General features: G+C 61.8%; 22 protein-coding genes. 17 read left to right on the top strand and 5 right to left on the bottom strand.

Features of this window, described 5'->3' with window-relative positions; genetic code table 11:
* Positions 1–27: 27 nt before the first annotated feature.
* From thpR to ABSE61_RS18025, 11 genes are all read left to right on the top strand, one after another.
* The gene (thpR, locus tag ABSE61_RS18075) at positions 28–564 is read left to right on the top strand and encodes an RNA 2',3'-cyclic phosphodiesterase (RefSeq protein WP_423872488.1); all 537 of its coding nucleotides are present in this window, start codon (positions 28–30) and stop codon (positions 562–564) included.
* 98 nt (positions 565–662) lie between these two features.
* On the top strand, positions 663–1,850 hold the full coding sequence (zapE, locus tag ABSE61_RS18070) for a cell division protein ZapE (RefSeq protein ID WP_423872487.1): 1,188 nt from the start codon (positions 663–665) through the stop codon (positions 1,848–1,850).
* Positions 1,851–1,987: 137 nt separating this feature from the next.
* The gene (mdh, locus tag ABSE61_RS18065) at positions 1,988–2,956 is read left to right on the top strand and encodes a malate dehydrogenase (RefSeq protein ID WP_423872486.1); all 969 of its coding nucleotides are present in this window, start codon (positions 1,988–1,990) and stop codon (positions 2,954–2,956) included.
* A gap of 166 nt (positions 2,957–3,122) precedes the next feature.
* A complete protein-coding gene (sucC, locus tag ABSE61_RS18060; RefSeq protein ID WP_423872485.1) occupies positions 3,123–4,319 on the top strand; it encodes an ADP-forming succinate--CoA ligase subunit beta in 1,197 nt (398 codons plus the stop codon).
* A gap of 2 nt (positions 4,320–4,321) precedes the next feature.
* Positions 4,322–4,798, top strand: coding sequence for a DUF1579 family protein (locus tag ABSE61_RS18055; protein ID WP_423872484.1), 477 nt, complete (start codon positions 4,322–4,324; stop codon positions 4,796–4,798).
* A 37-nt stretch (positions 4,799–4,835) separates the two neighbouring features.
* Positions 4,836–5,720 (top strand): succinate--CoA ligase subunit alpha, encoded by an 885-nt coding sequence (sucD, locus tag ABSE61_RS18050; RefSeq protein WP_423872483.1) that lies wholly within the window; start codon positions 4,836–4,838, stop codon positions 5,718–5,720.
* A gap of 135 nt (positions 5,721–5,855) precedes the next feature.
* Entirely contained in the window at positions 5,856–8,813 is a 2,958-nt protein-coding gene (locus tag ABSE61_RS18045) for a 2-oxoglutarate dehydrogenase E1 component (protein ID WP_423872482.1), read from the top strand.
* A gap of 162 nt (positions 8,814–8,975) precedes the next feature.
* On the top strand, positions 8,976–10,223 hold the full coding sequence (odhB, locus tag ABSE61_RS18040; protein WP_423872481.1) for a 2-oxoglutarate dehydrogenase complex dihydrolipoyllysine-residue succinyltransferase: 1,248 nt from the start codon (positions 8,976–8,978) through the stop codon (positions 10,221–10,223).
* Between the two features lie 86 nt (positions 10,224–10,309).
* Positions 10,310–11,056, top strand: a complete 747-nt coding sequence (locus ABSE61_RS18035; RefSeq protein ID WP_423872480.1) for an SDR family oxidoreductase — start codon at positions 10,310–10,312, stop codon at positions 11,054–11,056.
* Positions 11,057–11,171: 115 nt separating this feature from the next.
* Positions 11,172–12,575: a dihydrolipoyl dehydrogenase gene (gene lpdA, locus ABSE61_RS18030; protein WP_423872479.1), complete on the top strand. Its 1,404-nt coding sequence runs from the start codon at positions 11,172–11,174 to the stop codon at positions 12,573–12,575.
* A gap of 37 nt (positions 12,576–12,612) precedes the next feature.
* Entirely contained in the window at positions 12,613–13,143 is a 531-nt protein-coding gene (locus ABSE61_RS18025; protein ID WP_423872478.1) for a hypothetical protein, read from the top strand.
* 12 nt (positions 13,144–13,155) lie between these two features.
* Here ABSE61_RS18025 and ABSE61_RS18020 read toward each other — a convergent pair whose 3' ends face one another.
* A complete protein-coding gene (locus ABSE61_RS18020) occupies positions 13,156–13,743 on the bottom strand; it encodes a DUF4337 domain-containing protein (RefSeq protein WP_423872477.1) in 588 nt (195 codons plus the stop codon).
* 107 nt (positions 13,744–13,850) lie between these two features.
* Positions 13,851–14,822: a tyrosine recombinase XerC gene (locus ABSE61_RS18015; RefSeq protein WP_423872476.1), complete on the bottom strand. Its 972-nt coding sequence runs from the start codon at positions 14,820–14,822 to the stop codon at positions 13,851–13,853.
* Positions 14,823–14,917: 95 nt separating this feature from the next.
* Between ABSE61_RS18015 and ABSE61_RS18010 the strand changes: the two genes are divergently transcribed.
* Positions 14,918–17,128, top strand: a complete 2,211-nt coding sequence (locus tag ABSE61_RS18010; protein ID WP_423872475.1) for a primosomal protein N' — start codon at positions 14,918–14,920, stop codon at positions 17,126–17,128.
* A 119-nt stretch (positions 17,129–17,247) separates the two neighbouring features.
* On the opposite strand, the gene ABSE61_RS18005 is transcribed toward ABSE61_RS18010, so the two are convergent.
* Entirely contained in the window at positions 17,248–17,748 is a 501-nt protein-coding gene (locus ABSE61_RS18005) for a septal ring lytic transglycosylase RlpA family protein (RefSeq protein ID WP_423872474.1), read from the bottom strand.
* A gap of 645 nt (positions 17,749–18,393) precedes the next feature.
* Here ABSE61_RS18005 and ABSE61_RS18000 point away from each other — a divergent pair.
* From ABSE61_RS18000 to ABSE61_RS17980, 5 genes are all read left to right on the top strand, one after another.
* A complete protein-coding gene (locus ABSE61_RS18000; protein ID WP_423872539.1) occupies positions 18,394–18,966 on the top strand; it encodes a F0F1 ATP synthase subunit delta in 573 nt (190 codons plus the stop codon).
* On the top strand, positions 18,966–20,495 hold the full coding sequence (gene atpA / locus ABSE61_RS17995) for a F0F1 ATP synthase subunit alpha (RefSeq protein ID WP_423872473.1): 1,530 nt from the start codon (positions 18,966–18,968) through the stop codon (positions 20,493–20,495). The genes ABSE61_RS18000 and atpA overlap by 1 nt, the downstream gene beginning before the upstream one ends.
* Positions 20,496–20,634: 139 nt before the next feature.
* Positions 20,635–21,513 (top strand): F0F1 ATP synthase subunit gamma, encoded by an 879-nt coding sequence (locus ABSE61_RS17990; RefSeq protein ID WP_423872472.1) that lies wholly within the window; start codon positions 20,635–20,637, stop codon positions 21,511–21,513.
* 61 nt (positions 21,514–21,574) lie between these two features.
* Positions 21,575–23,014: a F0F1 ATP synthase subunit beta gene (atpD, locus tag ABSE61_RS17985; RefSeq protein WP_423872471.1), complete on the top strand. Its 1,440-nt coding sequence runs from the start codon at positions 21,575–21,577 to the stop codon at positions 23,012–23,014.
* Positions 23,015–23,094: 80 nt separating this feature from the next.
* Entirely contained in the window at positions 23,095–23,502 is a 408-nt protein-coding gene (locus ABSE61_RS17980) for a F0F1 ATP synthase subunit epsilon (RefSeq protein ID WP_423872470.1), read from the top strand.
* A gap of 115 nt (positions 23,503–23,617) precedes the next feature.
* Here the strand turns inward: ABSE61_RS17980 and ABSE61_RS17975 are convergent, their stop codons facing one another.
* Positions 23,618–24,118, bottom strand: coding sequence for an RNA pyrophosphohydrolase (locus tag ABSE61_RS17975; RefSeq protein WP_423872469.1), 501 nt, complete (start codon positions 24,116–24,118; stop codon positions 23,618–23,620).
* A 44-nt stretch (positions 24,119–24,162) separates the two neighbouring features.
* Positions 24,163–24,666 carry an RNA pyrophosphohydrolase gene (locus tag ABSE61_RS17970; protein WP_423872468.1) on the bottom strand — a complete coding sequence of 168 codons (504 nt, stop codon included), beginning with the start codon at positions 24,664–24,666 and terminating at the stop codon, positions 24,163–24,165.
* Positions 24,667–24,769 lie beyond the last annotated feature (103 nt).

Genomic DNA, 24,769 nt, shown 5'->3' with positions numbered 1-24,769 from the left:
TCATGTTCCAGCATCGGGAGTCTTGCGATGCCGCGTCTGTTTACCGGACTGGAAATTCCGGCCGAGATCGGCCAAACCCTCTCCTCATTGCGTGGAGGACTGCCCGGAGCCCGCTGGATCGACCCCGAAAATTACCACGTCACTTTGCGCTTCATCGGCGATATCGACGGCATATCCGCCAACGAAATCGCGTCCATGCTGTTTCGGGTCAACCGCAAGCCGTTCGAGGTCGCAGTCCAGGGCCTCTCCAGCTTCGGCGGTAAAAAGCCGCGCGCGGTGGTCGCCAATATCGCCCCGAGCCGGCCGTTGATCGAATTGCAGGCCGAGCTCGAGCGGCTGATGCAGCGGATCGGGCTCGATCCCGAGGGACGAAAATTCACCCCCCATGTCACGCTGGCGCGGCTGCGCGACGCGGCGGCGCAAGACGTTGCCGACTATCTTTCGGTGCGTGGCTACTTCCCGACCAAGGTCTTCACCGCTTCCCGCTTCGTGCTGTTTTCCTCACGCGCCTCGACCGGCGGCGGACCTTATGTGGTCGAGGACTCCTACGCACTGAGCGCGTAATCACCTCTTCCGCATCTGGGAGAGCGAGACGAAGGGGGCATGCCTGTTGCACCAATTCCTGACTTGCAATTTTGGCTAGCTTGAGCCGTAACAGGGATATGTTGTCTTCCGCTCCCTCCGCCTCTTTTCTGGACCAGTATGAAGCGCTCGTCGCCTCGGGCGCGATTGAGCCCGATGCCGCCCAGCGCGAGGTCGCGGAAGCCTTTGGCGACCTCGAGCAAAGGCTTTGGCACTACAAGCCGGTACGCAAGCACGGCCTGCTCAGCCGGCTGTTTGCCGACAAGGACAGTGCGCCGCCGCGCGGCCTCTACGTTCACGGCGATGTCGGCCGCGGCAAGACCATGCTGATGGATCTGTTTTTTCAGGCGTGTCCGGTCGAGCATAAACGCCGTGCCCATTTTCACGAATTCATGGCCGACGTGCATGAACGGATTTACGGCTTCCGCCAGGAGATCGCACGCGGCAAGATTCCCGATGAAGACGTGATCGGACTCACGGCCAATGCAATTTTCGAGCAGGCGTGGCTGTTGTGCTTCGACGAATTCCACGTCACCGATATTGCGGATGCCATGATTCTGGGCCGACTGTTCGCCCGTCTGTTCGAGCTTGGCACGGTGGTGGTAGCGACATCCAATGTGGCGCCCGAAGACCTCTACAAAGGGGGGCTGAACCGGTCGCTGTTTCTGCCCTTCATTGGTCAGATCACGGAACACATGGCCGTGCTGCGGCTGGACGCCCGCACCGATTTCCGGCTCGAAAAACTGGCCGGCGTGAAAATGTGGCTGGTACCGGCCGACAGCGCCGCCTCGGCGGCGCTCGACAAGGCCTGGGCCCGCATGACCGGCAATGCGTTGTGTCGCCCGCGGGAGATTTCGATCAAGGGTCGCATCCTGCATGTGCCGTGCTCAGCGCATGGCGTGGCGCGGTTTGGCTTCGCCGAACTCTGCGAGCAGCCGCTTGCCGCATCCGACTACCTTAGGCTTGCCCGCGACTATCACACCCTGATGATCGATCGGATTCCGGTGATGGATTATCCCGAGCGCAACGCCGCCAAACGCTTCATTGCCCTGATCGATACGCTGTACGACAATGGCGTGAAGCTGATGGCCTCGGCCGAGGCCGATCCGTTGTCGCTCTATGTCGCCTCGGAAGGCGTCGAGGCGAACGAATTCAAGCGGACGTCGTCGCGGCTGATCGAGATGGGCTCGGAATCCTACTTGGGCCTGCCGCATGGCCACAAGGATTCGGCGGCCAGTGGTTCGACGACGGGGTTGGTCGAGACGTAAGCGCCTGCGTTCGCTGCCGCGTCGGGAAGCAAGGCAGACCTACAATTGAGCACGCTCCGGCTTGAACGTGCCGTTCGAAAGGGATAACCAGCCTCTCAACGGCTTTCATCATCTGCATCGGTTCAAAGGACATTCCCATGGCGCGCAACAAGATTGCTCTGATTGGCTCCGGCCAGATCGGCGGAACGCTGGCCCACCTCATCGGCCTGAAGGAGCTCGGCGACGTTGTCATGTTCGACATCGCCGAGGGCGTTCCGCAGGGCAAATCGCTTGATATTGCGCAGTCTTCGCCAGTCGACGGGTTTGATTCACATCTGACCGGCGCCAACTCGTATGAGGCGCTCGACCGTGCCGATGTGTGCATCGTCACCGCCGGCGTGCCGCGCAAGCCCGGCATGAGCCGCGACGATCTCTTGAGCATCAACCTCAAGGTGATGGAGCAGGTCGGCGCCGGTATCAAAAAATACGCCCCCGATGCTTTTGTCATCTGCATCACCAACCCGCTCGACGCGATGGTCTGGGCGCTCCAGAAGTCCACCGGTCTGCCGCAAAAGAAGGTGGTAGGAATGGCCGGCGTGCTGGATTCGTCGCGCTTCCGCTATTTCCTCGCCGACGAGTTCAACGTCTCGGTCGAGGACGTCACCGCTTTCGTGCTCGGCGGCCATGGCGACACCATGGTGCCGCTGGTGCGCTACTCGACGGTGGCGGGCATTCCGCTGCCCGATCTCGTGAAGATGGGCTGGACCTCCCAGTCGCGGATCGACGAGATCGTTGACCGCACCCGCAATGGCGGCGCCGAGATCGTCAATCTCCTCAAGACCGGTTCGGCCTTCTATGCGCCGGCGGCGTCCGCAATCGCGATGGCTGAGTCCTACTTGAAGGACAAGAAGCGCGTGCTGCCCTGCGCCGCTTACCTCAACGGCGAGTATGGCGTGAAGGACATGTATGTCGGCGTGCCGGTCGTGATTGGCAGCAAGGGTGTCGAACGCATCGTGGAGATCGAACTCGCCGGCAAGGACCGCGAAGCCTTCGACAAATCGGTTGCGGCCGTGCAGGGCCTGGTCGATGCGTGCAAGAAGATCGCGCCGGATCTGCTCGGCCGCTGATCGGGTTCGGTCCTGGGGCATGGAGGCCGGTCGACCGGTCTTCTGTCCAACGTAATGAGATTACGTTCGATTTGAGATTTACGCTTAGCCCTGGTATATGGTATACCAGCCCAAAATCGGGCGCCGCGGCTGATGTGAGCGGAAGAATTCGGGGAGAGCGTCGACAATGAATATCCATGAATATCAGGCCAAGGCGCTGCTGCACGAGTTCGGGGTGCCGATCTCAAAGGGCGTGCCGGTGCTCCGGGCCGCCGATTCCGACGCCGCCGCCAAGACCCTTCCCGGCCCGATCTGGGTGGTCAAAAGCCAGATTCATGCGGGTGGCCGCGGCAAGGGCACCTTCAAGGAAGCCTCCGCGGGGAGCAAAGGCGGCGTGCGAATCGCCAAGTCGGTCGCCGAGGTCAACGAGTTCGCCAAGCAGATGCTGGGTGCGACGCTGGTGACGGTACAGACCGGGCCGCATGGCAAGCAGGTCAACCGCCTCTACGTCGAAGACGGCTCCGATATCGACAAGGAGTTTTATCTCTCGATCCTGGTCGACCGCGAAACCTCCGAAGTGTCGTTCGTGGTGTCGACCGAAGGCGGCGTCAATATCGAGGACGTCGCGCACAAGACGCCGGAGAAGATCGTCACTTTCTCGGTCGATCCGGCCACCGGCATCATGGGCCATCACGGTCGCACGGTCGCCAAGGCGTTGAACCTGACCGGCGATCTGGCCAAGCAGGCGGAAAAGCTGGTGGCTCAACTCTATGCTGCGTTCACCGCCAAGGACATGGCGATGCTGGAAATCAACCCGCTGGTCGTCACCAAGCAGGGTCAGTTGCGCGTGCTCGACGCCAAAGTCTCGTTCGACGACAACGCGCTGTTCCGTCATCCCGAGGTCGTCGTGCTGCGCGACGAGAGCGAGGAAGACGCCAAGGAAATCGAAGCCTCGAAATACGACCTCAACTACGTCACGCTCGACGGCACCATCGGCTGCATGGTCAACGGCGCCGGTCTCGCCATGGCGACCATGGACATCATCAAGCTCTACGGCATGGCGCCGGCGAACTTCCTCGATGTCGGCGGCAGCGCCAGCAAGGAAAAGGTCGCGGCCGCCTTCAAGATCATCACCGCCGATCCCAACGTGAAGGGCATCCTGGTCAACATCTTCGGCGGCATCATGAAGTGCGATGTCATCGCCGAGGGCGTGGTGGCCGCGGTGAAGGAAGTCGGCCTCAAGGTGCCGCTGGTGGTGCGCCTCGAGGGTACCAATGTCGATGCCGGCAAGAAGATCATCAGCGCAAGCGGCCTCAACGTGCTGCCCGCCGACAATCTCGACGACGCCGCGCAAAAGATCGTCAAGGCCGTCAAGGGAAGCTGACGATGGCCGATCATCTCGCCGCCCCGACACCGCTCGAAGAACACCGCAAGCTCGCGGCCTTCGCGGGCGAGTGGGCCGGCGAGGAGGTGGTCTATCCCTCGCGCTGGACCGAAGGCGGGCCGGCGACGGCCACGGTCTCGGCCCGCATCGATCTGAACGGCTTCTACCTGATCCAGGACGCCCGCCAGATTCGTGACGGCAAGGAGAGCTTCGCCACCCACGGCGTGTTCACCTATGACCGCGACGACCGGCTCTATAAATTATTCTGGCACGACTCCCTCGGTTATTATCCGCCGTCGCCGGCATCCGGCGGCTGGAGCGGCCAATCGCTGATCCTCGTGCGCGGTTCGCTGCGCGGCAACGCGCGCCATGTCTACGAAATCGTCGACGACAACAGCTACTCCATGAAAATCCAGTTTTCGCCCGATGCGGAAGGGTGGGCCGACGTGCTCACCGGCGTTTATCGGCGGATCAACTAGACCCCTTACCGACTATCTCGCGAAAGCAGTCTCAGCCATGTCCATCCTGATCGACAAAAACACCAAGGTCATCTGCCAGGGCTTTACCGGCAAGAACGGCACCTTCCATTCGGAGGCCGCGGTCGCTTATGGCACCAAGATGGTCGGCGGCACCTCGCCGGGCAAAGGCGGATCGACGCATCTCGGCCTGCCGGTGTTCGATACGGTGGTGGAAGCGCGCGAAAAGACCGGCGCCGACGCTTCCGTGATCTACGTGCCGCCGCCGGGTGCGGCGGATGCGATCTGCGAAGCGATCGATGCGGAAATTCCGCTGATCGTCTGCATCACCGAAGGCATTCCTGTGCTCGATATGGTGCGGGTGAAGCGCTCGCTGTCGGGCTCGAAGTCGCGTCTGATCGGGCCGAACTGCCCTGGCGTCATGACCGCCGGCGAATGCAAGATCGGCATCATGCCGGCGAATATCTTCAAACCCGGCAATGTCGGCATCGTGTCGCGCTCGGGTACACTGACCTATGAGGCGGTGTTCCAGACCTCTCAGGAAGGCCTCGGCCAGACCACCGCGGTCGGTATCGGCGGCGACCCCGTGAAGGGCACCGAATTCATCGACGTGCTGGAAATGTTCTTAGCTGACCCCAAGACCACCTCGATCGTCATGATCGGCGAGATCGGCGGTTCGGCCGAGGAGGACGCCGCCCAGTTCCTGAAAGACGAAGCCAAGCGCGGACGCAAGAAGCCCATGGTTGGCTTCATTGCCGGCGTCACGGCACCCCCCGGACGGCGTATGGGCCATGCCGGCGCCATCATCTCCGGCGGCAAGGGCGACGCCGGTTCCAAGACGGCAGCGATGGAATCGGCTGGAATTACCGTTTCTCCGTCCCCGGCACGGCTCGGGAAGACCCTGATAGAAAAATTGAAGTCATAATTCATTTTTTGGTTCTTTTCGGCGGGAAGTTTTCGCCTAAATAGGGTAGAGGTTCAAAACCTCGCCGGGCCGCGCGTTGCGGACCGGCCCCGCGCCGTCTGTCACGCGCGATGAAGACATTACCAGGACGCTCCCATGTCTCGCCAGGATGCGAACGCAGCTTTTGCCCTTTCCTCTTTTTTGCAGGGCACAAACGCCACCTACATCGATGAAATCTACGCCCGCTATGAGAACGACCCTTCTTCGGTCGATTCCGAATGGCAGGAGTTTTTCAAAAGCCTGAAGGATACGCCAAGCGACGTTCGCAAGAACGCGGAAGGGCCTTCGTGGGCCAGAAGCAACTGGCCGGTCACGCCGCAGGACGATCTGACCTCGGCGCTCGACGGCAACTGGGTGGAAGTCGAGAAGGTTGTCGGCAAGAAGCTCGCGGCCAAGGCGCAGGACACCGGCAGCGAACTCGCCTCAACCGACGTGCACCAGGCGACGCGGGATTCCGTGCGCGCCTTGATGCTGATCCGCGCCTACCGGATGCGTGGCCATTTTCACGCCAAGCTCGATCCGCTCGGCATCGAGGCGCCACGCGATCGCGAAGAGCTCGATCCGCGCTCGTATGGCTTTACGGAAGTCGACTTCGACCGGAAGATTTTCCTCGATCACGTGCTCGGTCTCGAATACGGCACCCTGCGCGAGATCGTCGCGATTTGCGAGCGCACCTACTGCCAGACCCTCGGCGTCGAGTTCATGCATATCTCCAACGCGGCGCAGAAGTCCTGGATTCAGGAACGCATCGAGGGGCCGGACAAGGAGATTTCGTTTACCCGCGAGGGCCGGCGCGCGATCCTCAACAAGCTGGTCGAGGCCGAGGGCTTCGAGAAATTCTGCGATGTCAAATTCACCGGCACCAAGCGCTTCGGTCTCGATGGTGCTGAATCGCTGATCCCGGCGCTCGAGCAGATCATCAAGCGCGGTGGCAATCTCGGCGTGAAGGAAATCGTCGTCGGCATGCCGCATCGCGGCCGCCTCAACGTGCTGACGCAGGTGATGGGCAAGCCGCATCGCGCGCTGTTTCACGAATTCAAGGGCGGCTCGGCCAATCCCGACGTCGTCGAAGGCTCCGGCGACGTCAAATATCATCTCGGTGCGTCGTCGGACCGTGAGTTCGACAACAACAAGATCCATCTGTCGCTGACCGCCAACCCGTCGCATCTGGAAATCGTCGATCCGGTGGTGCTCGGCAAGGTGCGCGCTAAACAAGACCAGCACGGTGATCCGCCGGACATGCGGATTTCGGTGTTGCCGTTGTTGATGCATGGCGACGCCGCCTTCGCCGGCCAGGGCGTGGTGGCGGAGTGCTTTGGCCTGTCCGACTTGAAGGGCTACCGCACCGGCGGCTCGCTGCACTTCATCGTCAACAACCAGATCGGTTTCACCACCTATCCGCGCTATTCGCGTTCTTCGCCGTATCCGTCCGATGTCGCGAAGATGATCGATGCGCCGATCTTCCACGTGAACGGTGACGATCCGGAAGCCGTGGTGTTCGCGGCCAAGGTCGCGATCGAATTCCGGCAGAAATTCCACAAGCCTGTCGTCATCGACATGTTCTGCTACCGCCGCCACGGTCACAACGAGGGCGACGAGCCCGCGTTTACCCAGCCGGTGATGTACAAGAAGATCGGCTCGCATCCGACCACGCTGGAAATCTACGCCAAGCGCTTGATCACTGAGGGCGTGATGACCGAAGGCGAGGTCGAGAAGGCCAAGGCCGACTGGCGCGCGCGGCTCGATGCGGAATTCGAAGCGGGCACCGGCTACAAGCCGAACAAGGCTGACTGGCTCGACGGCAAATGGGCGGGCTTCAAGTCCGCCGATCAGGAAGAGGATCCGCGTCGCGGCGTCACCGGCGTCGATGTTGCGGTGCTGAAGGACATCGGCCGCAAGATCACCAAAGTGCCGGACGGCTTCCGGGTTCACCGCACCATCCAGCGCTTCCTCGACAACCGCGCCAAGGCGATCGACACCGGCGTTGGCATCGACTGGGCGACCGGCGAGGGGCTGGCGTTCTGCACGCTGTTGCAGGAGGGCCATCATGTGCGGCTGTCGGGACAGGATTCCGAGCGCGGCACGTTCTCGCAGCGCCATTCGGTGCTGATCGACCAGGAAGACGAGAGCCGCTACACGCCGTTCAACCATCTCGGCAACGATCAAGGCCACTACGAAGTCATCAACTCCTTGCTGTCGGAAGAAGCCGTGCTCGGGTTCGAGTATGGCTATTCGCTGGCGGAACCGAATGCGCTTGCGATGTGGGAAGCGCAATTCGGCGACTTCGCCAACGGCGCGCAGGTGCTGTTCGACCAGTTCATTTCCTCGGGCGAACGCAAATGGCTGCGTATGTCGGGCCTCGTCTGCCTGCTGCCGCACGGTTACGAAGGACAGGGACCGGAGCATTCCTCCGCGCGCCTCGAGCGGTACCTGCAGATGTGCGCCGAAGACAACCTGCAGGTGGTCTATCCGACCACGCCCGCCAACTATTTCCACGCGCTGCGGCGGCAGCTGCATCGCGAAATCCGTAAACCCCTGATCGTGATGACGCCGAAGTCGTTGCTGCGGCACAAGCGCGCCGTCTCGCGGCTCGACGAACTCGGCGATGGAACGACCTTCCACCGCATCCTCTATGATGACGCCCAGATGCTTCCCGACGAGAAGATCAAGCTGGTGCCTGACGAGAAGATCAAGCGCATCGTGCTGTGCTCGGGCAAGGTCTATTACGATCTTTACGAGGAGCGCGAGAAGCGCGGCATCGAGGACATTTACCTGATGCGGATCGAGCAGCTTTATCCGGTGCCGCTGAAGGCGCTGGTTGCGGAGCTGACCCGTTTCAAGGGCGCCGAGGTTGTCTGGTGCCAGGAAGAGCCGCGCAACATGGGCGCGTGGCACTTCATCGAGCCCTATCTCGAATGGGTGCTGAACCAGATCAACGCCACCTACAAACGCCCGCGTTATGCCGGGCGTGCGGCGGCTGCGGCCACGGCGACCGGCTTGATGTCGAAACATCTGGCGCAGCTCAAGGCGCTACTGGATGAGGCGCTGAACTAACGAAGTTTTCAACACGTCCTGCGCCCTGCGAAAGCGGGGCGCATCCAGTAAGCCGCATCGTTCATTTTCGACGACAGCCGTCGCGGAATACTGGATCCTCCGCTTTCGCGGAGGATGACAGCACGGGAATATCGCCGCACAGGGGCATTGAGGAAACAGACCATGACTGAAATTCGCGTGCCGACGCTCGGCGAATCCGTGACCGAAGCCACCATCGGCCGTTGGTTCAAGAAGGCCGGCGATACCGTGGCGGTCGATGAGCCGTTGGTCGAGCTCGAAACCGACAAGGTGACGATCGAAGTTCCGGCGCCGTCCGCTGGCACGCTCGGCGACATCGTCGCCAAGGATGGCGAGACTGTCGCCGTCGGTGCGCTGCTCGGGCAAATCAATGACGGAGCGACGGGCGCGGCTGCAAAACCTGCCGCGGCGCCCGCCAAGGCCGCTGCGCCCGCGGCATCGGCTCCCGCACCGGCCGCTCCCGCGCCAACCGCCAAGGTACCGCCTTCGGATGCGCCACTCGCGCCGTCGGTGCGCAAGCTTTCGGTCGAAAGCGGCGTCGATGCGGCGACCGTTCCCGGTTCCGGCAAGGACGGCCGCGTTACCAAGGGTGACATGCTGGCCGCGATCGAAAAGGCCGCCTCCGCGCCGACGCCGGTCAATCAGCCGGCGGCCGCCGTGCAGGTCCGCGCGCCCTCGCCGGCGGATGATGCTGCCCGCGAAGAGCGGGTGAAGATGACGCGGCTGCGCCAGACCATCGCGCGGCGCCTGAAGGACGTGCAGAACACCGCGGCGATGCTCACGACCTTCAACGAGGTCGACATGACCAACGTCATGGCGCTCCGCGCACACTACAAGGACGTGTTCGAGAAGAAGCACGGCAGTAAACTTGGATTTATGGGCTTCTTCACCAAGGCCTGCGTGCAGGCGCTGAGGGACATTCCGGCCGTCAATGCCGAGATCGACGGCACCGACTTGATCTACAAGAACTACTACCACATCGGCGTCGCGGTCGGCACCGACAAGGGCCTTGTCGTTCCCGTCGTGCGCGACTGCGACCACAAGTCGATTGCGGAAATCGAAAAGAGCATCGCCGATTTTGGCCGGCGCGCCCGTGACGGCCAGCTCAAGATCGACGAGATGCAGGGCGGCACCTTCACCATCACCAATGGCGGCATCTACGGCTCGCTGATGTCGACGCCGATCCTCAACGCGCCGCAGGCCGGCATCCTCGGCATGCACAAGATTCAGGAACGTCCGATGGCGATCGGCGGCAAGGTTGAGATTCGGCCGATGATGTATCTGGCGCTGTCCTACGATCACCGTGTCATCGACGGCAAGGAAGCCGTGACCTTCCTGGTGCGCGTGAAGGAAAGCCTGGAAGATCCGGCGCGGCTGGTGCTGGATCTCTGATCCATTGGCTGATCGGGCCTTTTATGCGTGCTGTCCTTTTGCAGCGGCGCTTCTGATAGAACGGACTGAATCGTAGGGGCGTTCTCTTGACCGACAAAGTTGCGATCATCACCGGCGGCAGCCGCGGCATCGGCCGCGCCACCGCGCTTGCCGCGGCCGCCCGCGGCTATCGGGTCGTTGTCGGCTACGCCAGCAACCAGAAGGCGGCCGACGAGGTCGTCAGCCATATCGAGGCCAAGAACGGCAAGGCCATCGCAGCAAAGTGCGATGTCGCAAGCGAGGCCGACATTCTGGCGCTGTTCAAAGCCGCAGATGGCTTCGGCACGTTGGGCGCGCTAGTCAACAATGCTGGCATCGTTGGGCCTACGACCCGCGTCGACGCCATGTCGGCCGAGCGCATCCAGCGCATGATGGCGGTCAATGTCACCGGCAGCATGCTTTGTGCCCGCGAAGCCGTGAAGCGGATGTCGACCCAGCATGGCGGCAAGGGTGGCGTCATCGTCAATCTGTCGTCGGTCGCCGCTAAACTCGGCTCGCCCAATACCTATGTCGATTATGCCGCGTCCAAAGGCGCGATTGATTCCTTCACGATCGGGCTCGGATACGAGGTTGCCGGCGAGGGCATTCGCGTCGCGGCGATCCGCCCCGGTCTGATTGACACTGAAATTCACGCCTCTGGCGGTGAGCCGGACCGCGCTCACAAGCTCGCGCATGTGGTGCCGATGAAGCGCATCGGCACCGCCGATGAAATTGCCAACGCCATCGTCTGGCTGATGTCAGACGAGGCTTCTTACGTGACCAGCGCCATTCTTGACGTGTCGGGCGGGCGTTAGAGCATGATCCGGAAAAGTGGAGACCGGTTTTGCCTCGCGACAAACGTGGGACACGTTTGCGCGGAGATCATGCTAAAATAAATCTTCCCGCATTTCTCAGCTACAGGGTTTGATCATGGCTTCTTACGATCTTGTTGTTATCGGCACCGGTCCGGGCGGCTATGTGTGCGCCATCCGCGCCGCGCAGCTCGGTATGAAAGTCGCCGTGATCGAAAAGAACGCGACGTTGGGCGGGACCTGCCTCAATGTCGGGTGCATGCCCTCGAAGGCGTTGTTGTACGCCTCCGAAATGTTTGAGGAGGCCGCGCACTCTTTTTCCAAGATGGGCGTCAGCGTCTCATCGCCGAAACTCGATCTGCCGGCGATGATGAATTTCAAGCAGCAGGGCATCGACGGCAACGTCAAGGGCGTCGAGTTCCTGATGAAGAAGAACAAAATCGACGTGATTTTCGGCAAGGGGAAAATCGTCGGCACCGGCAAGATCGAAGTGTCGGGCAACGACGGCAAAGCGCAAACCGTCGAGACCAAAAACATCGTCATTGCGACGGGATCGGATATCGCGCGGCTCAAAGGCATCGAGATCGACGAAAAGCGCGTCGTGTCCTCGACTGGCGCGCTGTCGCTCGAAAAGGCGCCGGGCAAGCTCCTGATCGTCGGCGCCGGTGTCATCGGGCTTGAGCTTGGTTCGGTGTGGCACCGCTTGGGCGCGCAAGTCACCGTGGTCGAATTTCTCGATCGCATCCTGCCCGGCATGGATGGCGAGATCGCCAAGCAGTTTCAGCGCATCCTCGAGAAGCAGGGTTTTTCGTTCAAACTTGGCGCCAAGGTCACAGGTGTCGACACTTCAGGCAAGACGCTGATCGCCCAGGTCGAGCCGGCGGCCGGCGGCGCTTCCGAAAAGATCGAGGCCGACGTCGTGCTGGTTTGCATCGGCCGCGTCCCTTACACCGATGGGCTCGGCCTGAAAGAAGCCGGTATCGCGCTCGACAATCGCGGCCGCGTGCAGATCGACGCGCATTTCGCCACCAGCCTGAAGGGCGTCTATGCGATCGGCGATGTGGTCGCCGGCCCGATGCTGGCTCACAAGGCCGAGGACGAAGGCGTCGCGGTTGCTGAAATTTTGGCCGGTCAGGCCGGCCATGTGAATTACGACGTCATTCCTGGCGTTGTGTATACAACGCCAGAAGTTTCCTCCGTTGGCAAGACCGAGGAAGAGCTGAAACAGGCTGGTGTGGCTTATACCAGCGGCAAATTTCCGTTCACCGCCAATGGCCGCTCCAAGGTCAACCAAACGACTGACGGGTTTGTGAAGATCCTCGCAGATGCGAAGACCGACCGGGTACTCGGCGTGCATATTATCGGCCGCGAAGCGGGTGAAATGATCCACGAAGCCGCTGTTTTGATGGAGTTTGGCGGTTCCGCCGAGGATCTGGCGCGGACCTGCCACGCCCACCCGACTCGCTCGGAAGCGGTGAAAGAAGCCGCGCTTGCGGTTGGCAAACGCGCCATCCATATGTGATCCTCACCCGGCGAGAGTCGGGTTAGGATAAAATTTTATGCTACGCCGCCTTCTTCAACCGATCTGGGTTTTGCTCGCGGTCATCTTTTTGATCGAGGCGTGGCTGTGGGATCATCTCGAGCCGATCGTCGCCTGGGTGGTGGCGAAGCTGCCGCTGCAAGCTTTCAAAACTTGGCTCGCCGATCGCGTCGACACGCTGTCGCCGGCGATGACACTGATCGTTTTCGCCGTGCCGGTGATTCCGTTGTTTCCGTTGAAGCTCATCGGGTTTTATCTGCTCACCCATGAATACTGGCTCAGCGCTGTCTTTACGATCCTGTTCGCCAAGCTGGTCGGTGTCGGCATCACGGCCTTTGTCTTCGACGTGACGCGGCCGAAACTGCTGGAGATGGGATGGTTCGAGCGGCTCTATGAATTCGTTATGAGCTTGCGCGCCAAGGCAGCCGCCCTGGTCGATCCGATCAAGCAGCGCATCGTGGAAATCCTGCGTGGCGACGGCGACCGCTGGTCATCGCGAATGCTGCGGCTGATCCAGCGCTTCCGAAAAAGCGTGCACGAAGCCCGCTAAATCTTCCTCGCCTTACAAAGCCAGATGCAGAGCGTGCGGCGCAAATATTCCAAGCGCCGTGAAGACGACACCTGTAAGGGTCAACAGGCCCGCGATCCACGCAAGCGCGACTATGCCGGTGATGATGGTGGCCGACGCCAGCACGATGCTGATCTGGAAGGCGCCGGACGCCAGTTCGAAGTGATGATACTTCGCCGTCGCAAGGTCGCGTTCTTCTTCCGCGTGCTTGGCACGTTCGGCGAGTTGCTCGGTGCCTTCGCCGGTTTCGGGTTCGGAGCGGTAACGTGCCGCGGTCTTCTGCCAGTCGTCGATCTGCTTTTGCACCGCCGCTTTCATGGCATCATCGCCTGGAGCAGCGAGCTTGGCCTGCTCGGCGGCGGTCTGCACGGTGGTGCGGCGAATGCTCTTGGCCTGGAAGAATGCCCACAGGTTTGACGCCTCGACATTCTTGGCGATCGATTCGGTTTGCGCGCCCTTGCCGAGCGTCTCCGACAGCGCCAGACACAGCGCGATCACCGCGATCAGGAGCGCGATCTTCTTGTTCTCTCCGGATGCATGTTCGGCGTGTTCGGCCTGTTCCATGCTCTCATGCGCGCTCATGATTCTTCTCCCCCTGCGACGTCGCTCAACGATGGACGAACAAGTAGGCGAGCGCAAGGGTCCGGTCGGGATCGGCCGTCGGCGGCGTTGCCCGAAATTAGCCGACTTTACGCGCGCGGATGCGCGCTCTTGTAAACTTCAAGCAGGCGCTCGCTGTCGATCCCGGTGTAGATCTGGGTCGTCGATAACGAGGCGTGGCCGAGCAATTCCTGGATCGCACGCAAATCGCCGCCGCGCGACAACAGGTGCGTGGCGAAGGAATGCCGCAGCGCGTGCGGCGTTGCGCTGTCGGGCAGGCCAAGCGCGCCGCGCAATCGCGCCATGGTCAGCTGAATGATGCGAGGACGTAGAGGTCCGCCGCGGGCCCCGACGAAAACCGGTCCCTCCGGTGGCAACGGATACGGGCACATCAACGCATAATCTTGGATCAGCGTCAGGACATTTTTCAGTACCGGTACCATCCGCGTCTTGTTGCCTTTTCCGGTGACGATCAAGACGTCGCCTTCGCCGGGCGCGGGCACGTCAAGGCGCTTCAGCCCGAGCGCCTCGGAGATGCGCAGGCCCGAACCATAGAGCAATGCCATGACCGCGGCGTCGCGTGCCCAGATCCATGGATCGCGGTTTTCGCCCGCGCGTTCGTCGGCATCGGCGAGACGCCTGGCCGCCGCCATCGGCAAAGGCTTCGGCAAGCTCTTGCCGATCTTCGGCGCGCGGATCGCGGACAACGCGCCGACCCTGCCTCGGCCCTCGCGTTCCAGGAAGCGGCCGAACGAACGAAGACCTGCCAGCGTGCGCATCAGCGAACGGCTGCCGATTTCGTCGGTGCGCCGCTTGGCCATGAAGGCTCTGATATCGGTGGCCTCAAGCGCGGCAAAGCGGCCGACGGTCACGCGGGCTTCCCAGTGCTCGGCCAGAAATTCGAGGAACTGACGCAGGTCGCGGGCGTAGGCCTCCGAGGTCTTTGGCGACAAACGCCGCTCGGTTCGCAAAAAGGCGAGCCATCGAGCCATCTCCAGCGCGATCGATTCGTCGGCGCAGTCAAGTTCAATCGGCTGCAAGGTGGTCGCTGGCTTTGCCATATCGGCTCTCGATCGGCTCTTGGCGCGATGATTCCTTTGATTATATCGCACCGTCTTGGTTTATCCTTCGCTAATTAACCAGGCTCATATCTCAGATGGACCATCCCACGCGCGCCTCATCATCGCCCGCATCGTTGACCGGGGTCGTCGATGTGCTGGTGCCTGTCGCGCTCGACCGTGCCTATTCCTATCGCGTGCCGCGTGGGCTCGAACTCAAAGCCGGCGATGTGGTCTGTGTGCCGCTCGGACCGCGCGAGGTGGTCGGCGTGGTGTGGGCCGAAAACGCCAATCCCGATCCGCGTCTGCACAATCGGTTGAAAGATGTCGGCGAGAAGCTCGACGTGCCGCCGCTCAAGGGCGAATTGCGCGCGCTCATCGATTGGGTCTCCAATTACACGTTGTCAGCGCGCGGCATGGTCTTAAGGATGTGCCTGCGCATGGGCGAGGATCTCGGACCTGAGCGCGTGCGAACGGGCGTGCGTCTTTCGGGGCCACCGCCACAGCGCATGACGCCGGCGCGGCGGCGGTTGATCGAGCTCATGTCCGACGGTCTGTTGCACGGCAAGTCCGATGCCGCCAAGGAAGCCGGCGTCAGCGTCGGCGTTGTCGATGGCCTCGTCGATGAAGGCACGCTCACGGTCGAAGCCATGCCGCGCGCGCCGACGCCCCCGGCGCCCGATCCTTCTTTTGCAGTCCCTGAATTTTCCCGCCAGCAGCGTACCGCCGTGGACGCGATGCGCGCGCTGGCGGCCAACGGCACATTCCACGTCGCACTGCTCGACGGGGTCACCGGTTCGGGCAAGACCGAGGTTTATTTCGAAGCGATCGCCGAGACGATCCGCCGCGGCAGGCAGTCGCTGATCCTGATGCCGGAGATCGCGTTGACCGGCCAGTTCCTGGATCGGTTCACCCGGCGGTTCGGCGTGCGGCCGCTGGAGTGGCATTCCGAATTGACCCCACGCACCCGGCAGCGCAATTGGGCGGCGATCGCCAGCGGCGAGGCGCCGGTCGTGGTGGGCGCCCGCTCCGCGTTGTTCATGCCCTATGCGGATCTAGGTCTCATCGTTGTCGATGAGGAGCATGACCAGGCCTACAAGCAGGATGAGGGCGCGCATTACCACGCCCGCGACATGGCGGTGGTGCGCGCCCATATCGCCAAAATTCCGATCGTCTTGGCGTCGGCCACGCCGTCGGTGGAAACCGAAGTCAATGCGCGCAAGGGCCGCTATCAGCGCATCTTGCTGCCGTCGCGGTTCGGCGGCCAGCATATGCCGCATATCGAGGCGATTGACCTCCGGCGTGAAGCGCCGCCGCGCGGCCGCTTTATCGCACCCAAGCTCGCCGAGCAGGTTCGGCTTGCAGTCGAACGGCGAGAACAGGCGCTGTTGTTTCTCAACCGACGTGGCTACGCGCCGCTGACGTTGTGCCGCGCCTGCGGGCACCGCTTCGCCTGTACCATTTGCGATGCGTGGCTGGTGGACCACCGCTTTCGCCAGCGACTTGTCTGTCATCACTGCGGTTTCTCGATGCCGCGTCCGCATGCCTGCCCGAATTGCGCCGCGGAGGAATCGCTGGTGGCAGTTGGTCCCGGCGTCGAGCGTTTGCAGGAAGAGGTGGCGAGCCTGTTTCCGGACGCACGTTCCATGGTGCTGTCGAGCGATCTCATCACCTCGGTCGAAACTATGCGCAGCGAGTTGAACGAGATCGCCGAAGGCCGCGTCGATATCATCATCGGCACCCAACTGGTGGCCAAGGGTCACCATTTCCCGCGGCTCAATCTGGTCGGCGTGGTGGATGCTGATCTTGGCCTCAGCAATGGCGATCCGCGCGCCGCCGAGCGCACCTGGCAATTGCTCAACCAGGTGATCGGCCGCGCCGGGCGCGACCAGGGCAGGGGCGTCGGCTATTTGCAGACCCATCAGGTGGAACACCCCGTGATGAAGGCGCTGGTCGCCTGTGACCGCGAAGCATTCTACGCCAGCGAAATCGACTCCCGCGAACGCACCGGCTACCCGCCGTTCGGGCGGCTGGCGAGCCTGATCGTGTCGGCCGGCGATCGTCCCACCGCGGAAGGTTTTGCGCGCAAGCTGGCGGCGATCGCGCCTCTCGATGAGCGAATCAAGGTGCTCGGCCCCGCCGAAGCGCCGCTCGCGGTCATCAAAGGCCGTTATCGGTTCCGCCTGCTGGTGAAGTCGCTGCGTAATGTCGATCTGTCGGAATATCTGCGCGAATGGCTGGCCGCGGGCCCGAAGACCAAAGGTAACCTCAAGCTAGAGGTCGATGTCGATCCGCAGAGCTTTTTGTGAGCCAAAAACAAAACCCGCCGTCGGTTGCGACGGCGGGCTTTGGTGTCAGCGTCAAATCAGCTCCTTGACCCGATAAAAGTGCGGGACAAATGGCACTGATGTCTTGAAGGCTGCGTGGATTACATGACCTCGGCGACGACCCGGCCGACGCCGGCGCCCGTCAGACCGATGGCACGGGCAGCGCCCGTGGACAGGTCCAGTACCCGGCCGCGAACGAACGGGCCGCGGTCGTTGATGGTCACGACGACGCTGCGGCCGCCATGGGTGACCCTAAGCTTGGTGCCGAACGGCAAGCTACGATGGGCTGCGGTCATGGCTTCCTGATTGAAGCGCTGGCCGGAGGCGGTCCTGCTGCCGGATTCATTGCCGTAGAAAGAGGCCATGCCCGAGAAGCTGCGGCCGCCCGTGGTCGGCTCGATCGACGCATTGGCTTCCCGCCAGGACGAATGCTCGCTCCGGGCGGCGTGATGGGCAAAATGGTGGTGGTGATGGTGGTGCCGATAGGGCCTCGCCGAGGCTTCGGAAGCGGCGCCACCGGTGAAAGCAGCTGCGGCAAAAAGGACGAGCGCCGTACGCGACTGGGCGACTTTGCCCAGCGTCTGCTTGTTCAATTTCAGCATTATATCAGTCCCTCAATTTAAGTAACGCCACATCTGTGACGAGTGGAACCCCCGCTCCATTTTGAGGACTGCCGTTTGATTTCGCAATGAGGCATAAAAGGGGCAGTAGAACCGATTTGTCTCACCATGAAACATCTTGTTATATGGAACAGAAGATCGTTGGATGTTCCGTAATGCTGGAATTATTGATCAAGTAGTCAAATTTATACTTGAGTGATACGGTTAATACTGATGAATAAAGTTCTCGCGTGGGTTGCCGAGATTTCGGCAAGTATTGCGAATTGGGGATGGCTGGCCGACTTTTCGCGTTCCGCCCGGTGGGCGCATGCGGCCATGCAATAACGGACGGAACGATTCTGGCTGTTCAAGCCCGGTTTCTGAATACCGTTCTGGTGACTTAGCCCGTCTCGGCGAATAGCCAAACGGTCGATAAGCGATCGGCCTGCAAACCGCGTGCGGCAAGGCATCGCCGACCGCGGCCGTCATATTGCACCTGCACTCTTGCTATGTTAGCAAAGCCGCGATTTTAACGGTCCTGGCGCTGCCTGTGCCGGTCGAAAATCGAAGTCCCGATTGAACTCCAAGGGCTTGGATCGCTAGGCGCCGCATTTGGGCGACGGTTTTTCCCTTGCGAGTTTGACAGCAATAAAGAGCGCGCTTGTGGCTGAGAATCCGTCCGTATCGGGAGTGTCCGGTCGTTATGCAACGGCCTTGTTCGAATTGGCGCGCGATGAAAAATCAATCGACGCCGTCAAGGCTGATCTCGACGCATTTGATGCGATGCTGGCGGACAGCGCCGATCTGAAGCGTCTCGTTCGCAGCCCGGTTTTTTCCTCCGACACCCAGGTGAAGGCGCTGTCGGCGGTGCTCGACAAGGCCGGTATTTCCGGCATTTCCGCCAATTTCCTGAAAGTTCTCACCTCCAATCGGCGGCTGTTCGCCGTTGATCAGGTGATCCGCGCCTTCCGCGCGCTGGTGGCCAAATTCAAGGGCGAGGCGACCGCCGACGTGACGGTGGCCGAACAGCTCAGCGACAAGAATCTCGATGCCCTCAAGACCGCACTGAAGTCGGTGACGGGCAAAGATGTTTCGCTCAACGTGAAAGTCGATCCCTCGATCATCGGCGGCCTTGTTGTCAAACTCGGCAGCCGCATGGTCGATAGTTCGCTTCGCACCAAACTCAATTCGATCAAGCACGCGATGAAAGAGGCAGGCTGATGGACATCCGCGCCGCGGAAATTTCCGCGATCCTCAAGGACCAGATCAAGAATTTTGGCCAGGAGGCCGAGGTCTCCGAAGTTGGACAGGTGTTGTCTGTCGGCGACGGCATCGCCCGTGTCTTCGGCCTCGACAACGTCCAGGCCGGTGAGATGGTCGAGTTCGAGAATGGAACACGCGGCATGGCGCTGAACCTGGAAACCGACAACGTCGGTATCGTGATTTTCGGCGCCGACCGCGAGATCAAGGAAGGCCAGACCGTCAAGCGCACCCGCGCCATCGTCGATACGCCGGTCGGCAAGGGGCTACTCGGCCGCGTCGTCGACGCGCTCGGCAATCCAATCGACGGCAAGGGCCCGATCAAGGCCGACAAGCGCATGCGCGTCGACGTCAAGGCGCCCGGCATCATTCCGCGCAAGTCGGTCAATGAGCCGATGGCGACCGGTCTCAAGGCGATCGATGCGCTGATCCCGGTCGGCCGCGGCCAGCGTGAATTGATCATCGGCGACCGCCAGACCGGCAAGACCGCGATCGCGCTCGACACCATCCTCAACCAGAAGCCGCTGAACGCCCAGCCGGACGAGAACATCAAGCTCTATTGCGTCTATGTCGCGATCGGGCAGAAGCGTTCCACCGTCGCGCAGTTCGTGAAGGTGCTCGAAGAGCAGGGCGCGCTGGAATATTCGATCATTGTCGCGGCCACCGCGTCCGATCCGGCGCCGATGCAGTACATCGCGCCGTTCACCGGCTGCACCATGGGCGAGTATTTCCGCGACAACGGCATGCACGCGGTCATCATCTATGACGACTTGTCCAAACAGGCCGTCGCCTATCGCCAGATGTCGCTGTTGCTGCGCCGTCCGCCGGGCCGCGAAGCCTATCCGGGCGACGTCTTCTATCTGCATTCGCGCCTGCTGGAACGCGCCGCCAAGCTCAACAAGGAGCAGGGTTCGGGCTCACTCACGGCGCTGCCGGTGATCGAAACCCAGGCCAACGACGTCTCGGCCTACATTCCGACCAACGTGATTTCGATTACCGACGGGCAGATCTTCCTCGAAACCGACCTGTTCTTCCAGGGCATCCGGCCTGCGGTGAACGTCGGCCTGTCGGTGTCGCGCGTCGGATCGTCGGCGCAGACCAAGGCGATGAAGAAGGTCGCCGGCAAGATCAAGGGCGAGCTGGCGCAATACCGCGAAATGGCGGCGTTCGCGCAGTTCGGCTCCGACCTCGACGCCTCGACCCAGCGCCTGCTCAACCGCGGCTCGCGCCTGACCGAACTTCTCAAGCAGCCGCAATTCTCGCCGCTGAAGATGGAAGAGCAGGTCTGCGTGATCTGGGCCGGCACCAACGGTTATCTCGACGCGCTTCCGCTCAACAAGGTGCGGGCGTTCGAGGACGGGCTGTTGTCGACGCTGCGGGGCAAGAACGTCGAGATCCTCAACACCATTCGTGACAGCCGCGATCTTTCCGACGATACCGCGGCCAAGCTGAAGAGCGTGGTCGAGGGCTTCGTCAAGACGCTCGCTTAAAGAGGCCGTCATGGCCGGCGCACCCGCGTCTTTGGACATAGATGGGAAATTCAAGACGTGGATGTCCGGCACGAGGCCGGGCATAACGAAATAAGGGGTTCGCGGCCGGATCAGAATCGGGTCGCCAGGGTGAACTGAGATGGCTTCACTGAAGGACATGCGGGTCCGCATCGCCTCGACCAAGGCGACGCAGAAGATCACCAAGGCGATGCAGATGGTCGCGGCCTCGAAGTTGCGCCGCGCACAGAGCGCCGCCGAAGCCGCCCGGCCTTATGCCGAAAAGATGGATGCGGTGATCTCCGATATTGCGAAGGCTGCGGCAGGTTCGCCCGGCGCGCCGGCGCTCCTGGCCGGAACCGGCAAAGATCAGGTGCATCTCCTGTTGGTGTGTACTGGCGAACGCGGTCTTTCAGGCGCCTTCAACTCCTCGATCGTGCGGCTCGCCCGCGAGCACGCGCTGAAGCTGATTTCGCAAGGCAAAGAGGTCAAGTTCTTCTGCGTCGGCCGCAAGGGGCTGGAACAGCTTCGCCGCACCTTCGACAAGCAGATCGTCGAAAGCGTCGAATTGCGCTCGGTTCGCCAGCTCGGCTTCGTCAATGCCGAAGACATCGCCAAAAAGGTCATCGCGCGGTTCAACAACGGCGAATTTGACGTTTGCACGCTGTTCTATTCGCGCTTCCGCTCGGTGATCGCCCAGATCCCGACCGCGCAGCAGATCATCCCGCTGGTGGTGGAAGCGACTGCTGCGAACGCCGAGCCAGCGGTTTCCTATGAATACGAGCCGGAGGAAGACGAGATCCTGCCCCGGCTTTTACCGCGCAACATTGCGGTGCAGGTTTTCCGCGCGCTCCTGGAGAACAACGCCTCCTTCTACGGAGCCCAGATGAGCGCGATGGACAACGCTACCCGCAACGCCGGCGACATGATTCGCAAGCAGACGCTGATTTACAACCGCACCCGTCAGGCCATGATCACCAAGGAGCTGATTGAAATCATCTCCGGCGCCGAGGCGATGTAACGGCGACACGCACGATCAGGCCGACGGGTCCAGAGATTGAGAATTCGAAGGAGATAGTTTTATGGCTACACCTGCCAACCAGACCGGACGCATCACGCAGGTCATCGGCGCCGTCGTTGACGTGCAGTTCGAAGGACATCTGCCCGCTATTCTGAACGCGATCGAAACCAAGAACGGCGGTAACCGCCTGGTGCTCGAGGTCGCGCAGCATCTCGGCGAGTCCACGGTGCGCACGATCGCGATGGACACCACCGAGGGTCTGGTCCGCGGTCAGGAAGTCACCGACACCGGCAATCCGATCATGGTGCCGGTCGGCGCCGGAACGCTGGGCCGCATCATCAACGTCATCGGCGAGCCGATCGATGAAGCCGGTCCGGTGGCATCGGAGGGTCTGCGCGCCATCCATCAGGAAGCGCCGCTCTATACCGATCAGTCCACCGAAGCCGAAATTCTCGTCACCGGCATCAAGGTGGTGGATCTGCTCGCGCCCTACGCCAAAGGCGGCAAGATCGGCCTGTTCGGCGGTGCCGGCGTCGGCAAGACCGTGCTGATCCAGGAACTTATCAACAACGTCGCCAAGGCGCATGGTGGTTACTCGGTGTTCGCCGGCGTCGGCGAGCGCACCCGCGAAGGCAACGACCTCTATCACGAGTTCATCGAATCCAAGGTCAACGCGGACCCGCATCATCCCGATCCAAGCGTGAAGTCGAAATGCGCGCTGGTGTTCGGCCAGATGAACGAACCGCCGGGCGCGCGCGCCCGCGTCGGCCTCACCGGTCTGACCGTTGCCGAGCATTTCCGCGACCAGGGCCAGGACGTGCTGTTCTTCGTCGACAACATTTTCCGCTTTACCCAGGCAGGCTCCGAAGTGTCGGCGCTGTTGGGACGCATTCCCTCGGCCGTGGGCTATCAGCCAACGCTCGCGACCGACATGGGCGCGCTGCAGGAGCGCATCACCACGACGCACAAGGGTTCGATTACGTCGGTGCAGGCGATTTACGTGCCGGCCGACGACCTGACCGACCCGGCGCCCGCGACCTCGTTCGCCCACTTGGATGCGACCACGGTGTTGAACCGTGCGATCTCGGAAAAAGGCATCTATCCGGCGGTGGACCCGCTCGACTCGACCTCGCGCATGCTTTCTCCGCTGGTCGTCGGCGAAGAGCACTACAACACCGCGCGCATGGTGCAGCAGGTGCTGCAGAAATATAAATCGCTGCAGGACATCATCGCCATTCTCGGCATGGACGAATTGTCGGAAGAGGACAAGATCACGGTCGCGCGCGCCCGCAAGGTCGAACGCTTCCTGTCGCAGCCCTTCCATGTCGCCGAAGTCTTCACCGGCTCGCCCGGCAAGTTCGTCGACCTCGCCGACACCATCAAGGGCTTCCGCGACCTGTGCGAAGGCAAGTACGACCATTTGCCGGAAGCCGCCTTCTACATGGTGGGCACGATCGAAGAGGCGGTCGAAAAGGGCAAGAAGCTCGCGGAAGCGGCGTAAGAACGCGAATAGCGAATAGGGGCGGCGAATAGCCGCTCCCGCCCTTCGCCACTCGCTACTCACCATTCGCTAGGTAAATCATGGCCACCTTTCACTTCGATCTCGTCTCGCCCGAAAAGCTCGCCTTCTCCGGCGAAGTCGATCAAGTCGACGTTCCCGGGGTCGAGGGCGACTTCGGCGTGCTGGCCGGTCATGCGCCGGTCGTGGCCGCGATCCGGCCGGGCATCCTGACCGTGATATCGGGCGGATCGAAGCAGAAGATCATCGTGCTCGGCGGGCTTGCCGAGGTTTCGGCCAAGGGTCTCACGGTGCTGGCCGACGTCGCCACCTCGCTCGACGAACTCGACCGGACGCAGTTTGCGGAAACCATCGCCGACATGGAAGCCAAGCTCTCCGAAAAGGAAGGCTCCGAGCTCGATCGCGAGATCGAAAGGCTCGACCATTTCAAGAGCATCGAGCACGAACTCAATACGACGGCGCTGCACTAAACGCGTACCTTGCGCTGCGCGACTTTTGCCAACGCACCGATAAGTCATCGAAGGACATCGGGACGCGACCCTCGATTGCCACGTCATCGCGATCAGGCCATTTCTGGTCGCCGAATTAACCCGTTGCCGCGAATTTTGCGAATTGCTGCGCCACCGCCCGATAGACGTCGCGACGGAACGGCACCACGAGGTCGGCAACGCGATCAAGCCGCTCCCAGCGCCATTGGTCGAATTCCGGCGGCTGGCCGTTGCGCGAAGTGAGTGGATCGATTTCCTGCTCGGAGCCGGCAAAGCGCAACGCAAACCATTTTTGCCGCTGGCCTCGAAACTGCGCCAGCCGGTGCGATGGCGGACCCGAATAGGGCGGAAACTCGTAACTCAACCAATCGGTCTCGCCGAGATAGCCGGCACTTTTCACGCCGGTTTCTTCCCAAAGCTCGCGCATCACCGCCTCGCGTGGATTTTCTTCGGCGTCGATTCCGCCCTGCGGCATTTGCCACTCAAGGCCGGGGAGAATGATCTCCGGGCCGTCGTGCTTGAAGCGTCGTCCGATCAAAACCTTGCCCGCGGCATTGAACAGCGCAATGCCGACATTAGGACGGTAGGGCTTTGTCATGACGAATCGCTTGCGTGGGTTGGCGCTTAAGGGGAGAGGCGAATTCAACCGCCCGCGAGCTTGGCGAATTCCTTGACCACGCGCTCGTAGACCGGGCGCTTGAACGGAACGATCAGGTCGGGCAAGTTTTTCATCGGCTCCCAACGCCAGCCGACGAACTCGGCCTTGTGCCCGCCGCCGGGGCTCGCGACATTGATCTCGCGGTCTTCACCGGTGAAGCGAACGGCGTACCATTTCTGGCGCTGGCCACGATAGCGGCCCTTCCAGGCTCGGCCGGCGATGGTGCGCGGAATATCGTAAACCAGCCAGTCCGCGACTTCGGCAAGCTTCTCGACCGAACGGACGCTGGTTTCCTCGTAGAGTTCGCGCTTGGCGGCTTCCCACGTATCCTCGCCGGGATCGACGCCGCCTTGCGGCATCTGCCAGACATGGGATTCGTCGACATGCTCGATGCCGCCGGCTCTGCGACCGATGAAGACCAGCCCGGCTGCGTTGATCAGCATCATGCCGACACAGGTTCGATAGGGCAGGTCTTCGTAACGCGCCATTCCGTCAATGCCTCCCGCGTGGTGGCGTGACACCAGCTAGTGGTCCGATTCTAACATTTGTATCCCGATGTGGCAGGCACTTCTGCAAATGTTGGAAACAAAG

It is taken from the genome of Bradyrhizobium sp. (assembly GCF_049519115.1).
GTDB lineage: Bacteria > Pseudomonadota > Alphaproteobacteria > Rhizobiales > Xanthobacteraceae > Bradyrhizobium.
This window is presented reverse-complemented; position numbering and strand designations above follow the sequence as displayed.